Annotated in this window: 15 protein-coding genes and 1 other annotated feature; of the genes, 13 read left to right on the forward strand and 2 right to left on the reverse strand. The window is 31.9% G+C overall.

Annotation, left to right across the window (positions count from 1 at the left end; translation table 11 throughout):
- Positions 1-107 precede the first annotated feature (107 nt).
- From JK636_RS14010 to JK636_RS14045, 8 genes are all read left to right on the forward strand, one after another.
- A complete protein-coding gene (locus tag JK636_RS14010) occupies positions 108-1,508 on the forward strand; it encodes a DUF2334 domain-containing protein (protein WP_202749640.1) in 1,401 nt (466 codons plus the stop codon).
- An 18-nt stretch (positions 1,509-1,526) separates the two neighbouring features.
- The gene (locus JK636_RS14015; RefSeq protein ID WP_202749641.1) at positions 1,527-1,907 is read left to right on the forward strand and encodes a VOC family protein; all 381 of its coding nucleotides are present in this window, start codon (positions 1,527-1,529) and stop codon (positions 1,905-1,907) included.
- Positions 1,908-1,965: 58 nt separating this feature from the next.
- Positions 1,966-2,190 (forward strand) — a binding site (T-box leader).
- A gap of 162 nt (positions 2,191-2,352) precedes the next feature.
- The gene (gene thrS / locus JK636_RS14020) at positions 2,353-4,113 is read left to right on the forward strand and encodes a threonine--tRNA ligase (RefSeq protein ID WP_202749642.1); all 1,761 of its coding nucleotides are present in this window, start codon (positions 2,353-2,355) and stop codon (positions 4,111-4,113) included.
- Positions 4,114-4,283: 170 nt separating this feature from the next.
- Positions 4,284-5,372, forward strand: coding sequence for an NAD(P)/FAD-dependent oxidoreductase (locus JK636_RS14025; protein WP_202749643.1), 1,089 nt, complete (start codon positions 4,284-4,286; stop codon positions 5,370-5,372).
- A gap of 254 nt (positions 5,373-5,626) precedes the next feature.
- Positions 5,627-5,815, forward strand: a complete 189-nt coding sequence (locus tag JK636_RS14030) for a hypothetical protein (protein ID WP_202749644.1) — start codon at positions 5,627-5,629, stop codon at positions 5,813-5,815.
- 215 nt (positions 5,816-6,030) lie between these two features.
- Positions 6,031-6,342, forward strand: a complete 312-nt coding sequence (locus JK636_RS14035) for a CD3324 family protein (RefSeq protein WP_202749645.1) — start codon at positions 6,031-6,033, stop codon at positions 6,340-6,342.
- A 194-nt stretch (positions 6,343-6,536) separates the two neighbouring features.
- A complete protein-coding gene (locus JK636_RS14040; RefSeq protein ID WP_202749646.1) occupies positions 6,537-6,725 on the forward strand; it encodes a hypothetical protein in 189 nt (62 codons plus the stop codon).
- Between the two features lie 118 nt (positions 6,726-6,843).
- Positions 6,844-7,008 (forward strand): hypothetical protein, encoded by a 165-nt coding sequence (locus JK636_RS14045; RefSeq protein ID WP_202749647.1) that lies wholly within the window; start codon positions 6,844-6,846, stop codon positions 7,006-7,008.
- Between the two features lie 55 nt (positions 7,009-7,063).
- Here JK636_RS14045 and JK636_RS14050 read toward each other — a convergent pair whose 3' ends face one another.
- Positions 7,064-7,777 (reverse strand): HAD family hydrolase, encoded by a 714-nt coding sequence (locus JK636_RS14050; RefSeq protein ID WP_202749648.1) that lies wholly within the window; start codon positions 7,775-7,777, stop codon positions 7,064-7,066.
- A 456-nt stretch (positions 7,778-8,233) separates the two neighbouring features.
- Between JK636_RS14050 and JK636_RS14055 the strand changes: the two genes are divergently transcribed.
- Positions 8,234-8,971, forward strand: coding sequence for a hypothetical protein (locus tag JK636_RS14055; RefSeq protein WP_202749649.1), 738 nt, complete (start codon positions 8,234-8,236; stop codon positions 8,969-8,971).
- 32 nt (positions 8,972-9,003) lie between these two features.
- On the opposite strand, the gene murC is transcribed toward JK636_RS14055, so the two are convergent.
- Positions 9,004-10,380, reverse strand: coding sequence for a UDP-N-acetylmuramate--L-alanine ligase (gene murC / locus JK636_RS14060; protein ID WP_202749650.1), 1,377 nt, complete (start codon positions 10,378-10,380; stop codon positions 9,004-9,006).
- A gap of 400 nt (positions 10,381-10,780) precedes the next feature.
- Here murC and purR point away from each other — a divergent pair, with 400 nt between their 5' ends.
- The 4 genes from purR (at position 10,781) to JK636_RS14080 (ending at position 14,664) form a co-directional block, all read left to right on the forward strand.
- Positions 10,781-11,596, forward strand: a complete 816-nt coding sequence (gene purR / locus JK636_RS14065) for a pur operon repressor (RefSeq protein ID WP_202749651.1) — start codon at positions 10,781-10,783, stop codon at positions 11,594-11,596.
- Between the two features lie 100 nt (positions 11,597-11,696).
- Positions 11,697-11,981 carry a septation regulator SpoVG gene (gene spoVG / locus JK636_RS14070; RefSeq protein WP_021654947.1) on the forward strand — a complete coding sequence of 95 codons (285 nt, stop codon included), beginning with the start codon at positions 11,697-11,699 and terminating at the stop codon, positions 11,979-11,981.
- A 326-nt stretch (positions 11,982-12,307) separates the two neighbouring features.
- A complete protein-coding gene (gene glmU, locus JK636_RS14075) occupies positions 12,308-13,678 on the forward strand; it encodes a bifunctional UDP-N-acetylglucosamine diphosphorylase/glucosamine-1-phosphate N-acetyltransferase GlmU (protein ID WP_202749652.1) in 1,371 nt (456 codons plus the stop codon).
- Positions 13,679-13,704: 26 nt separating this feature from the next.
- A complete protein-coding gene (locus tag JK636_RS14080; protein WP_202749653.1) occupies positions 13,705-14,664 on the forward strand; it encodes a ribose-phosphate diphosphokinase in 960 nt (319 codons plus the stop codon).
- Positions 14,665-14,817: the final 153 nt, after the last annotated feature.

Here is a 14,817-nt window from a genome sequence, read left to right on the forward strand (position 1 = left end):
AATAATTACATATTTAGTTATTCATATTTCTGTAAAATTTGTATTGCTCATATACCCTTTCATCATATATTATTAAATAAAAGAGTAGGGGGATAAGCAAGATAAATATGGGAAGATTACTTATTAAAACTGCAATAGTAGCCTTAGCTTTTTCAATGCTTATATTCGTTTCAATAAAAATTAAAAATGAAATTGAAGCTAGTAAATGGGAAAATAATATTGCTGTTGCTGCATTTAATGATAATAAAGAAACTTATAATGGAAACTTCTTAAAGTTAGGTTTTCAAGTAAAGCAAGATAGTATAGTTTCAAGTATAGATATTTTTTTAGAAAATAAGAAAGCTGAAATACAAAATAAAATTTTATGTGTAAATAATAGATACTACATTTCAGCAGAAGACATCGCTAGAAATTTTAATATGCAGGTTGAAACTTATAACGATGAAATACATTTTTATAAAATAGATAGAAACTTTAAAAAAGACGATAAAAAAGAGATAGTTATAGACTGCAAAAATGATACTTATAAAATATCAAGGGAAAACGATTTGAGAAATTCTCCGCTAAAAGTTAATAATAATTTTTATATAGCTCTTATAGACATTGCAGAAATATTTAATTTAAGAGCAAAATGGAACTATGAGACTAAAGAAATTAAATTTTATGAGGATAGAAATACGCTCTCTAGAGAATCTAAAAGACAAAGGCAAAAGAGGCCGGCTTTAATAAGATTTGAAGATGTTGCTGCAGGAGAAGTTTATATGAACAGCGACAGTCTTCAGAAAATGAGAATTATAGCAGACTTTATGTATTCACAAAGAGCGCCTTTTCATGTTGCTTGGATACCGAGGTATAAAAATCCTAAGGAAGGAATTGATAATGATCTTTTAAAGGTTGATTCCATGGCTAATGCAGATTTTGTTTATACCTTGGATTATATGATTAAAAAAGGTGCTATTATTGGGTTACATGGCTATACTCATCAATACGGAGAAGAACAAAGCATAGCAAATGCTGAATTTGGTGATTATGCTTCTTTGCAGGAAACTGAAATCAGAGTTAAAGCAGCAATAAATACGGCAAAAGAATTGAATATTCCTTATGAGTTCTTTGAAAGTCCGCATTATAAATCCACTGAAATGCAGCAGGCAATATTTGAAAAATATTTTAATTATATGTTTGAGCCTCAAAAGGGTGTATTTAATACTAAACCAGTATTAAGTAAAAGGAATAATAGAACTGTGTATGTTCCTGCACCTTTAGGATATGTTCACGACAATGATGTAGATGATATGATAAAGAGGATAAAAGATAAGGGTAAGGATTCAATTGGAGCATTTTTCTATCACCCAACAAAAGAATTTGAAAGTATAACACTTGTAAAAAATAATGATGATTATCCTGATTACGAGTATTCAAGTAGTTCTATGCTTCATAAAATGATAAAATGTTTAAAGGATGAAGGTTATGCTCCTGTGAAAATCCATGATATAAAATTATTAAAGTAAATGAAAGAAGGAATAATAATGAACTATGGGTTTGTAACAATTAAAGTTAAAAACATGGAGGAGTCCTTAAAGTTTTATATAGACTTTTTAGGGCTTAAAGAAGCAACAAGCTTTAGTCCTCAGCCAGGAGTAAAAATAGTATTTTTGACTGACGAAAAAGGAAACAAGATTGAACTTATTGAAAATAGTCATATGGATGTTAGTGAGGATGCTGGCTATAAATCATTATTATCCATAGGTTTTCCTGTGGAAAGTGTGAATGAAACTCTTAAGCTTGTGAATGAAAAAGGCTTCGAAGTAGTTTCGGGACCAGTTCAGCTGCCAAGTGGAATCAAGTTTTTATATATTAAGGATCCAAATGGAGTTGAAATTGAATTTATAGAGAATTTTAATATGTAATATAAAAATTTCAGAAAATTGTTGACATTGTGATGCAGTGGGCATATAATAACAATAAATAAAGACTGTGAAGAGGAAAAGTAAATTAAGGGCTGTCAAAAGAGAGGGAGACTCATCGGCTGAAAGGTTTCCTAGATAAGTGATAATTGAAAAACCACCTCTGAGTTGAGTACTGAAACTATAGTAGGTATCTCCGCTTGCTGCGTTACAGCTTTCAAAGTGACAGTGATATTTTTATCTATTACTGTAAATTAGGTGGAACCGCGAAATACTCGTCCTATTCTTAGGAGGAGTTTTTTTATTTATTAAGGTTTTACTAGAATTTATAGTAATGCTTATTTGTATTATCTGTAATTTGGGTGGAACCGCGATTCTCTCGTCCCATTTTTGGGGCGAGTTTTGTTTTTTTGAAAAGAAATTTTAATTGAAAAGGAGGATATTAATTATGAAAATTATCGTTAAAGATGGAAGTATTATTGAAGTTAATGAAGAAGAAGGAAGAAGGGCTTTAAGACACACAGCTGCACATATACTTGCTCAGGCTGTTAAAAGGCTTTATCCAGAGGTTAAGCTTACAATAGGACCTGCAATAGATAATGGATTTTATTATGATTTTGATATAGATAAACCAATAACTTTAGAAATGTTAAGCAGTATTGAAGAGGAAATGCAAAGGATAGTTAAGGAGAACCTAAAACTCGAAAGATCTGTACTTTCAAGAGAAGAAGCACTAAAGCTTATGGAGGAAAAGGGTGAAAACTATAAGGTTGAGCTTATAAATGATTTGCCTGAGGATGAAGAGCTTTCTTTCTTCAGACAAGGAGAATTTATAGACCTTTGCGCAGGACCTCATGTTTTATATACTTCTCAAGTCAAGGCCATTAAGCTGACTTCTGTTGCAGGGGCTTACTGGAGAGGCAGTGAAAAGAATAAGATGCTTCAAAGGGTATATGGAACTGCTTTTGCTAAGAAGAGTGAACTTGAGGAATATTTAAATATGCTTGAAGAAGCTAAAAAAAGAGATCATAGAAAGCTGGGCAAGGAACTTAAATTGTTTGCACTTATGGAAGAAGGCCCTGGATTCCCATTTTTCCTTCCTAAAGGTGTAGTCTTAAAAAATATTTTGATAGATTACTGGAGAGAGCTTCATAGAAAAGCTGGTTATGTGGAAATTGAAACTCCTATAATATTAAACAGACAGCTTTGGGAAACTTCAGGACATTGGGACCACTATAAAGAGAATATGTATACTGTAAATATTGATGAAGAAGAATTCGCAATAAAGCCTATGAACTGTCCAGGAGGAATGCTTGTTTATAAATCTGAGACTCACTCATACAGAGATTTGCCTATTAGAGCAGGAGAGCTTGGAAGAGTCCATAGACATGAATTATCAGGTGCACTTCACGGACTTATGAGAGTTAGAGCTTTTACTCAGGATGATGCTCATATATTCATGCTTCCAGAACAGATAAAGGATGAAATAAAGGGAGTAGTTAAACTTATAGATGAGGTTTATGGAAGATTTGGCTTTAAGTATAAGGTAGAGCTTTCAACTAGACCTGAAAATTCTATGGGAAGTGATGAGGATTGGAGAATGGCAGAAGCTTCTCTAGAGGGAGCACTTCAAGAAATGAATATGCCTTTTAAGATAAACCCAGGTGATGGAGCTTTCTATGGACCTAAAATTGATTTTCACTTAGAGGATAGCTTAGGGAGAACTTGGCAATGCGGAACAATTCAATTGGACTTTCAGCTTCCGCAGCGCTTTGATTTAAGCTACATTGGAAGAGATGGTGAAAAGCATAAACCAATAGTAATTCACAGAGTTATATTTGGAAGCATAGAACGCTTTATAGGAATTTTGATAGAGCACTTTGCAGGAAAATTCCCGGTTTGGCTGTCTCCAGTTCAAGTTAAGGTTCTTTCTATATCGGAAAAGTATAATAGCTATGCTGAAAGTGTAGTTAAAGCCTTAAAAGATAAAAATATAAGAGTAGAATTTGACGACAGAGCAGAAAAAATCGGCTTTAAAATTAGAGAAGCAAGAAATGAAAGGGTTCCTTATATGATTATAGTAGGTGAAAAAGAGCAGCAGGAAGGAAAAATTACTGTTAAGAATAATAAAAATGGTGAAGAAGTAAGTTCTGTACTTTATGAATTTATTTCTAAGCTTAGAAAAGAAACTGAAGATAAAGTACTTTAGTACAAAATCAAATAAATAGAGAGCAGGAGATAAAAGTATACTCCTGCTCTCTATTTATTTATAAAGACTATTATTTTATCTAATGAACTTGTCCATATAGCGGCTTTTGAATAAATTTATATATCTGGCATAAGACTATAAATACAAACTATATGTGAAGGTGATAAGTTTTGAAGGTAGCAATAATGGGTGCAGGACTTTCTGGATTATGCTGTGCAATTATACTAGAGCAAAATGGAATAGAGCCTGTGATTTTTGAAAAAAGAAATTTATGCGGTGATAGATTTATTAATGGCGAAGCAATATTTAATATAACAAATAGACCTATTAATAATTGTTTGGATTTCTTTAAAGATAAATACAATATAAACCTAAAACCTATCAGCGAAGTAAAGGAGATAACAATTTATTCACCTAATTTTGAAAGTAATCTAAGCGGAAATCTAGGTTATACAAATTATAGGGGCAGGCATAAGGATTCTTTTGAAAATCAGCTCTTTAATCAAGTAAAGTCTGAGATTATATTTAATTCAAATTATGATTATGAGGATTTAACAAAAGAATTTACTCATGTAGTATTGGCAACTGGCGACTCAGCTTATGCTTCAAAACTGAATAATTTTAAAACTGATTTAACTGTTAATTTACGAGGTGCTACAGTAGAAGGAAATTTTGGATTAAGTCATATTTCATCCTGGTATAATAATGAGTTTTCACCTAAAGGTTATTCCTACCTAATACCACTTAATGAAAGGGAAGCCAATATTTCAATAGGGTATCCAGTTTACGAGGATACTAAGAAATATAAGATTGATGACTTATGGGATAAGTTCTATAAGCGTGCTCAAAAAGACACGGAGCAAAAGCTTAATATTATTGATAAATTCGAAGTGGAAAGATATATTATTGGTATTTGTCATAAAGCTAAGCTCGATAATACTTATTTTATCGGAAATTGTTTTGGGGCTATTTCTCCTGGTTTTGGACTTGGACAATTTGTTTCTGTTTTAACCGGGATATATGCTGCATTTGATATATGCAGCAAGGGAGATTATGAGGAGCTTGTTGTTCCTCTGCGTGAGACTTATGAAAATTCTTTGGTTTTTAGGAGAAGATTAGAAAAGTTAAGCAACAACCAGTTGGATTTCCTTATTGGAGGTATAAATGATAAGCTTATAAGTAAAATGTTTAGCGATGATACTGAAATTGATTTCTTTAAAATAGCAAGTAAATTATTAAAGCCATTTACAAAGCTATAGTAGTATTATTTATTAGTCTTCTTTTTCATAGTTCAAGTATCTTGTTGGGAGTACATCAGGAAAAATTGATTATAGTTATTCTTTACCTTGTAAGTTATAGGATAAATATGGGATAATTTACTTGACCGGTTAGTTTGGTAGTAAAGGGGTTGATAATTTTGATCATATTTAAGAGGTGGCTTAAAGCCTAAAGAATGTGAGGAGGTTATAAAAAACCTCCTCTTTATAGAGAATTTTGAAAGAGGTGGAAGAGAATGGTTGACATGAATAACATGTTTTTGTATTATATAGTTAGTGGTAAATTATTTAGAAGAGAAAATCAGATGAAAGGAGTATTAAATAATGAATCTAAGAGTAGAGGTATTAATTCAATAACTAAATATCGGCGAGGAACAACAGCATCATTAGACGTTTTGTTAGTGCAATTATTCGCAAAACATTAATTATCATCTGAGTTTTCATAAATATAATAGGGGTGTATGAAAATAGCAGGAGAAAGAACCTGTTTTTTTATTGCCCTTTTATAGGTCCCGTGGATGATTATCTTCCACGGGATTTTTATATTATTTAACAAATCGAAAGGAGATGTAGAAATGATTATTAAAGTTTTTAATGAAGGTGAACAAGTAGAATTTAGAGTTTCTGGGAGGGCAAATGGATGCAGTATAAAAATGGGAAAGAAATATTACCGGCGGAGCTTTTAGTAGAGCTTCAAAAATATATTCAAGGTGAATTAATATATATACCTAGAGAAGAAACCACAAGGAAAGCTTGGGGAGAAAATAACGGCACTAGGGAAAATATAAGAAAAAGAAACAATGAAATATATAAATTTTATAAGGAAGGCTATACAGTAAGCGAATTAATGAGTTCTTATAATCTATCTGAAGACAGCATAAGAAAAATTATTAATAAGGTTAATAAGGATTTAAAAAGCTGCAATAGAGATAGAGAACTGGCTGCGGTATAAGTTTTTGTATAAATAAAAATGGCTGCTCTTAAAATACGCTAAGTTTAGGTGTTTTAAGAGCAGCCATTTTTTATGAACTTGTTTAGTTTATTCAAAGATTGTCCATACTAAAATAGTGTAACAAAACATATAGCTGTTACATAGTATAATTAGAGAATTTTATAAGGAAATTTTTGAATAGATGGGGTGGAAATATGGTGGAACTAAATAATAATGAAAAAGATTTGATAGACAGAGGAACAAAAGCTCTAATAGAAGAGCTTGGATATTCAGGTTTTTTGAAGTATATATCTAGAGTTCAAATATGTAATGGAAATTACTTTAGAACTCAGGAAGTTGTTTACAAAGATATAGCTGCAGATAAAGAAATAAGACAAGGATAGATAGAACTATCCTTTTTTCGATTAAAAGAAAAATGGTACTGTCGAATAGGCATAGAAATAAATTATTTACATCTTATCAATCAATTGGTAAAATTTGGTTAAGGGTGAGGTGATAAATATGTGGTTTGATGCAAAGACTTGGATGATTATTCTTACTGTAGGATTGTTTGTAGTCATTCCTATGATAGTTATTATATTTTCGTTAATGGTTGCAGCTGGACGAAGCAGCAGAATGCTTGAAAAATATATGGCAGAGGAAACTCTTCGAGAAATACATAAATAATATTTTATAGTTAAAAACCCAGCATCCAAGTTTATTTGGTTGTTGGGCTTTGTTTTTATTTAATCGAAGGTAGAGTTTCAACAAAATTATAGAAGTCCTCGTAATTTCCATCATAGTCGGATATAATCTCTTCATTAGTTCTGTGAAGAAGACAATCTTTAATTAAGAAGGTTTTTATTCCAAGCTCTGAAGCTATTAAATCCTCCTGTACATCATTTCCAACCATCATACATTCTTCAGGTTTTCTTTTGATTTCACTTAAAATTTCCTCATAGTATTTTACTTGAGGCTTACAATAATGATTTTTTTCATAGTGGGTAATATATTTGAATTCTGAAGGCTTAAAACCTGCCCATTCTATTCTGTGATGTATGGCCTTTAGAGGGAAAAGAGGATTAGTGGCTATAATTAACTCGTAGCCTTTTGCTTTTAGTAAATCTACGCTTTTTCTCATAAATTCATTTGGCTGAACAGCTTCTTTAGCTTTAAAAAATTCTGTATCGTAAAATTTATCAAAGCGCTCCTTGTAAATATCTATATTTCCGGTAATTCTACTGTTAAAATCCTCCATGAATACTTCTTCGTTAGTTCTGTATTCCAGATTTGAAACCATGGTCTTTGTGGATGCCCATATGTTATTTACTAAGTCTTTAGGAGATATTAAGTCTCCTAGATATGCTGACATAGCACCAAAATAAAGTTTTTCAAAGGCGTCCATATCCATTGGAAGAAGAGTACCATCAAGATCAAAAAGTATTGTATTTAACATAATAAAGTCGTTACCTCCTTGAAGTCGGAAACACTGAGTAATTTAATACTCTCGCTCCGCTCGAAAATTACTCGTTAAAGTCCATTTAGGACTTTAACCTCCTTGAAGTCTAAAAAATAATAAATATATTTTATCATATTAAAACTTTTTTTGATAATTTTTAATGACAATTCAATATATCAAAAATTAAAATAATATAAAAATATTTTAATATGGAGCTATTTAAATATAAAAATATAAATATATTTAAATATTTACTTGTATAATGCGCTTTTTAATAAGAAGTCAATATAACAAGGAGTGAAATTATATAGTAAATTGTTTTTGTATTTTATATAAGCAACAATAAAAAAATACATGAATACATTTATTGCCAAACAAATCCAAGTCTTATATAATAACTTTATAAGTATCTGGAAGTTATATCTAATATTAATTATAGATTGGATGCGAGTTATGCTTAAAAAGAAAATATTGTGTGCATTACTTTTGTTAATGCTTTTAGTTTCTGCTCCTGCATGTGTTAAAAAGATAGATAAAGATGAGGCTTCAACAGAGCCTTTTAAGACACAGCCAACTGCTTTGAATATTGCTGAAGAAGACGTCTCTGCTTACAATATCGGCGAGGATGAAATTAAAGAAGATAAATCAGCAGAAGATAAAGTTCAAGACACTATTTTAGTAGTAAAGATGAATAAGAATACTAATGCTGCAGCAAGTCCGGTAAATTTAAGAAAACAATCAAGCGTTCAAAATTCTCTTTATAAATATATGTCTAACAAAGCAAATCAAAATTCTGTTAATGCTTCTGCAAGAAAGTTAAATAACGGTAATAAGCATAACACTTGTGTTTATTTTGCAAGTGAATCTTTAAGAAGAGTGGGAATCAAGATGCCAAAGAGTATATCTAATACAAGGCAGTTTATAGGCTATCTTAAAGCAAATGGTTGGAAGGTAAATTATAATCTTTCTGAGCTTAAACCTGGAGATTTATGTTTTACAACAAATGATTCCACAGGGTGGCCGTCTCACGTTTACATTTTTATGGCTTGGACCAAAAGTGGAAGTATGGATTCGGCATATATAGTTGATAATCAAGCACATGATTATAATGATAATGTGTATCATATAAGAAATGTAAAAAAGAAATTAAAGGATAAAGATGCGACAAAGTTTTTTATGTATAAATTATAAAAAATTAAAAGAAGGAGTTTTTCTCCTTCTTTTTAAGCGTTAAGATAAATTTCTCCAACTCTATTTACATCTCCAGCACCTACAGTTAGAAGTAAATCTCCTTCCTCAAGGTTATCTTTAAGATAATCTACTATTTCTTCGAAGCTGTGAAAATTTTTGCAGTTTAAGCCTTGTTCTCTAATCTTATCTCCAAGCATATCAGAACTTACAACCTTGGTAAACTTCTCCCTGGCAGCATAAATATCAGCCAATATTATTTCATCAGCATTAAAGAATGAATGTGCAAAATCGTCAAATAAAGTTAGTGTTCTTGTATAAGTATGGGGCTGAAATACGCAGAAAATTTTTCTGTGGGGATAATTTTTAGCTGCCTCAAGAAAGGCTTTTATTTCTGTTGGATGATGCGCATAATCATCTATAACTGTAACTCCATTTTTAACCCCTTTTAATTCAAATCTTCTGTGAGTTCCAAAGAAACTAGCTAATCCATCTATTATGTAGTTATAGTCAACCTTAAGACTTAAAGCTACACAAATACTTGCTAGTGAATTAAGTACATTATGCTTTCCGGGAACATTTAAATTAGCTGTAAATAATTTTTCTGCATTTCTATAAACATCAAAAGAAGCACAGGCTTTATCGTTGTAACTTATGTTCTTTGCTGTTATTTCTCCTGAATTTAAACCATAGGTTAATACATTGCAGTCAGCATGTTCTATTACTGCCTTTAGTCTGTCATCTTCTGCATAAGCTACTAAGTAACCATCCTGCGGTATTAGACTTACAAACTCAGTAAAGGTTTCTTGTATATGTTCTATATTTCTATAAAAGTCTAAATGATCTGCTTCTATGTTTAATATAACACCTATATATGGGAAAAACTTTAAAAATGATGCCTTATATTCGCAAGCTTCAGTAATGAAATATTCACTTTTGCCTGTTTTTACATTTCCGTTTATTGCATCAAGTTCTCCTCCTACAAGTATTGTAGGGTCTAAATCAGCATCTAAAAAAATGTGAGATACCATGGAAGTTGTTGTAGTTTTACCATGTGTTCCTGAAATAGCTACATTATATTTGTGACCTTTCATTATCTGGCCTAAGAATTCTGCTCTATCCATAGTTGGTATGTTTAATTCCTTTGCTTTTAAGAGCTCTGGATTATCTTCAGAAACCGCGGCTGTATAAACTACTAAATCCACATCGTTAATATTATTTGCATCATGGCCTATAAAAACTTCTGCGCCTTGTTTTATTAACTTTTCTATTATAGTTGAAGCTTTCATATCTGAGCCGGAAACTTTAAATCCATTTTCAAGCAGGATTTCTGCAAGACCGCTCATACTAATTCCGCCTATTCCTATAAAGTGTATCTTTTTATGTTTATCCTTTAAAAAATCGAATGACAAAATATCAACTCCTTAATTAAATCCACTCTATTATATCATTATATACAAAATTATCGAAATGCAACACCCAAGGGGCAATATTTATTTGTTCAAACTATAAGTAGATTGTGAACTAAAATGACCGAAGGCTTTAAAACATCTTTAGTAAACTTAAGATACTTTTAGTTTGTTCAGATGAGAGGCTCTAAGCTTTTCAGCATCACTTTGCCAAGAACATGAGCAAAGTACTCAATCAAGTTAAAATAGTATTTTCTACACCTGCTCTCGGTATTCTATCACCAAAACCTTTAGTTCGTAAAATTATTAACTGTTGCTAATATCCTAGAAATGGAATACAATATGAATAATAAGTTAAAATACTATATGGAAAGTTCGTATTATTTTGTGTAGGGTGGTAAAAATGGAGAAGTTTAGTAGAAATACAAGAATAGCAGCTATAACTAAAACGCTTATAGAAAATCCCAATAAAGTTATAAACTTAAGTACCTTTACTGAAGAGTTCAATGCTGCAAAATCTACAATTAGTGAGGACATCTTGGTTATCAAAGAGACACTTGTGAGGCAGAATATGGGAAGAGTTGAAACAGTAGCTGGAGCTGCCGGTGGTGTTAAATACGTTTGTGGAATGTCAAAAAAAGATAAAGATAAGCTTATTGATGAGCTTTGCACTATTCTGAGAGAAAAAGACAGAATAATTCCAGGGAACTTCATATATATGACTGATATAATGTACAATCCAGAAATAATAAGAAAAGCAGGATTAATATTAGCTTCTGCTTTTGTAGATAAAACTGTAGATTGTGTTGTTACTGTAGAAACAAAGGGTATTCCACTTGCTTATGAGGTTGCAAGGATGCTTGGAGTTCAGCTTGTAATAGTCAGAAGAGATAATAAGGTAACTGAAGGAACTACTGTTAGTATAAATTATGTAACAGGATCTAATAAGAGAATACAGACAATGTCTCTGTCAAGAAAAGCTCTAAAAAGCGGCAGCAATTGCATATTCATTGATGACTTTATGAAGGCTGGAGGCACTGCTTTAGGCATAATTAATCTGCTTAAGGAGTTCGACAGCAATCTTGTAGGCATTGGCGTATTAATTGAAGACGTTGAGGCGTCTAAGAAGTTGGTTGAAGACAGGGTATCTCTAATAGAGTTTAGTGGTTTGGATGAAAATGAAACAGCTGTAATTTTCCCCTCGAAATGTTTCAAATAGTTAAATTTTCAAAAAAATAATAAATATTTTGAAAAATAAGAAGGAAAATTAAAAATAATGAAGAATATATAGTTATAAGCATCGTGGAGGTGGTTTTTGTATGCAAATTACAGACGTTAGAGTTAGAAAGGTTGCCGCTGACGGCAAAATGAAGGCTATTGTATCAGTAACTTTTGACAATGAGTTCGTTGTGCATGACATAAAGGTTATCGAGGGACAAAATGGTCTTTTTATAGCTATGCCAAGCAGAAAAACTCCAGATGGAGAGTTTAAAGACATAGCTCACCCAATTAATACTCAAACTAGAGAAAAAATTCAAGAATCCATCCTAGCAGAGTATGAAAAAGTTAAGAATGATGAAACTACTGTTTCGGAAGAACAGTAAGTAAAAAGGAGTTAAAGACTCCTTTTTATTTTTCGACAAATTATATGACAAGGTTGCAAATTAATGCTACATAAAATATAATATAAGAGGCGATTTTACGAACATTTGATTTGAATATAGCAATTTATTATGAATAAATAGTAATTTATGATACATAATTAAAAAAACAAATGAAGAATTAAGAATTAAGAATGAAGAATTAATGAAGTTTTTCCTGCGGAAAAACAAATTTTAAAAACTAAATTTAAGAATTCCGAAGGAATTTTATCCTTTCATTCTTCATTTTTCATTTCCTCATTCTTCATTAAAAAAACGGAGGTTTTTTTATGTATAAATGTGCTGCCATATTAGCTGCTGGTGAAGGTAAAAGAATGAAATCAGAAACTCCAAAGGTGCTTCACAAGGTTTGCGGTAAGGAAATGGTTAACCATGTTATTGACATAATGAGAAAGGCTGGAATGGAAGATGTTAATGTTATAGTTGGCAAGGGTGCTGAAAAGGTTAAGGAAGGCACTAAGACTAGAAATGTAAGCTATTCACTTCAAGAGGTTCAACTTGGAACTGGCCATGCAGTTATGTCTGCAAAGTCTTTTTTAAATGGCAAAAATGGTACAGTAGCAATTTTTACAGGCGATGCTCCCTTAATTAAAGAAGAAACCGTTAAGAAGTTTTTAAGCTTTCATGAAGAAGGAAGCTTTAAGGCTACAATATTAACTTCTGTTATTGAAGAACCTGCACACTATGGAAGAGTTATAAGAAACACTCAAGGTGAAGTTGAAAAAATAGTTGAAGCTAAAGATTGTAATCCAGAAGAAGCTAAAGTAAAAGAAATTAATGCAGGTATGTACTGCTTTGACATAGAAGCATTATTAAATAGCTTAGATAAGCTTAAAAATAATAATGCTCAAGGTGAATATTATTTAACAGATGTTATAGGAATTTTAAAGAGTGAAGGCTTTAAGGTTGGAGCGATGATTACTGACTTTGAAGAAACAATAGGTGTTAATTCAAGAATCGAGCTTGCTGAAACTGAAAGGATTCTTAGAAACAGAACAAATAGAAAGCATATGGAAAATGGTGTTACAATTATTGATCCTAACAGCACATATATAGGAAGCGATGTTGAAATAGGAAGAGATACAATAATATATCCTGGAAACGTGCTAGAAGGAAAGACAGTTATAATGGAAAACTGCATGCTTTATCCGAATTCAAGAATTGCAGACAGTATTATTGAAGCTAATGTAGATATTCAAAGCTCAGTAATAGTTGAAAGCCACGTTGGAGAAGGAACAACAGTTGGACCATTTGCTTATATAAGACCAGAGAGTATTATTGGTAAACACGCAAGAATAGGTGATTTTGTTGAGATTAAAAAATCTACAATAGGCGATAATACGAAGGTATCTCATCTTACTTATATCGGAGATGCTGAGGTTGGCAGTGGCTGCAATTTTGGCTGCGGAACTGTTGTTGTTAACTATGATGGAAAGAAAAAACATAAGACTGTTATAGGTGACAATGTGTTTATAGGCTGCAATACAAATTTAGTGTCACCTGTAGAAGTAAAAGATAACGCTTATACTGCTGCCGGTTCTACTATAACTTCAGAGGTTCCAAATGGAGCTTTGGCTGTAGCAAGAGCCAGACAGGTTAATATAGAAGGCTGGGTAGAGAAAAAAGGACTTAAAAAATAATAAATGTTTTTAATGGAGGGAAACTTATGATAACTCATGGCAAGGGCATTAAGATTTTTACAGGAAATTCACATCCAAAGCTTGCAAGAGAAATTGCAGACATTTTAGGGGCACCTGTTGGAGCTTCCAATGTTGGAAAGTTCAGCGACGGAGAAATTTCTGTTGATATTAACGAGACTGTAAGGGGTGCTGATGTGTTTGTTGTCCAATCAACAAATGCTCCGGTAAATGATAATCTTATGGAGCTATTAATTATGATCGATGCCTTTAAAAGAGCATCAGCAGGAAGAATAACTGCAGTTATTCCATACTACGGCTATGCAAGACAGGACAGAAAAGCTAAGGCAAGAGATCCAATTACAGCAAAGCTTGTTGCAGACATAGTAACTGCTGCAGGAGCTGACAGAGTTTTAACTATGGACTTACATGCCGCACAAATTCAAGGTTATTTCAATATACCAGTTGATCATCTTCTAGGTGTTCCAATATTAGCTAGGTACTTTGTTGAAAAGGGCTTTGGAGAAAGAGAAGATGTAGTTGTTGTATCACCAGACCTTGGAAGTGTAACAAGGGCTAGAAAATTTGCAGATAAGCTGCATGCCCCAATTGCTATAATAGACAAGAGAAGACCTAAAGCTAATGTATCTGAAATAATGAATGTCATTGGAGATATTAAAGATAAGACAGTTATATTAATTGATGACGTTATAGATACTGCAGGAACAATATGCAACGGAGCTAATGCACTAAGAGATATGGGTGCTAAGGAAGTTTACGCTTGCTGCACTCACTCAGTTTTATCAGGACCTGCTATCGAAAGAATTGAAGCTTCAGCAATAAAAGAGCTTGTTATGTTAAATACAATAGATCTTCCAGAAGATAGAAAGCTTTCTAAGTTTAACATGCTTTCAGTTGCTCCAGTATTTGCAGATGCTATAAGAAGAATTTATGAAGATATGCCTGTAAGCAGACTCTTTGAAGAATAATTTATAAAAATAGCCGCAGAAGTTTAATGCTATAACTTCTGCGGTTTTTTTATTTTAAACGAAAATAATTTTCAGAAATTTTTAAGAATTATGAAATAAATTATTGAAAACATTATCATAGAGTTGTATTATATATTTAAATATATATTTGAT

It is taken from the genome of Clostridium rhizosphaerae (assembly GCF_016765585.1).
Classification (GTDB): domain Bacteria; phylum Bacillota; class Clostridia; order Clostridiales; family Clostridiaceae; genus Clostridium_AT; species Clostridium_AT rhizosphaerae.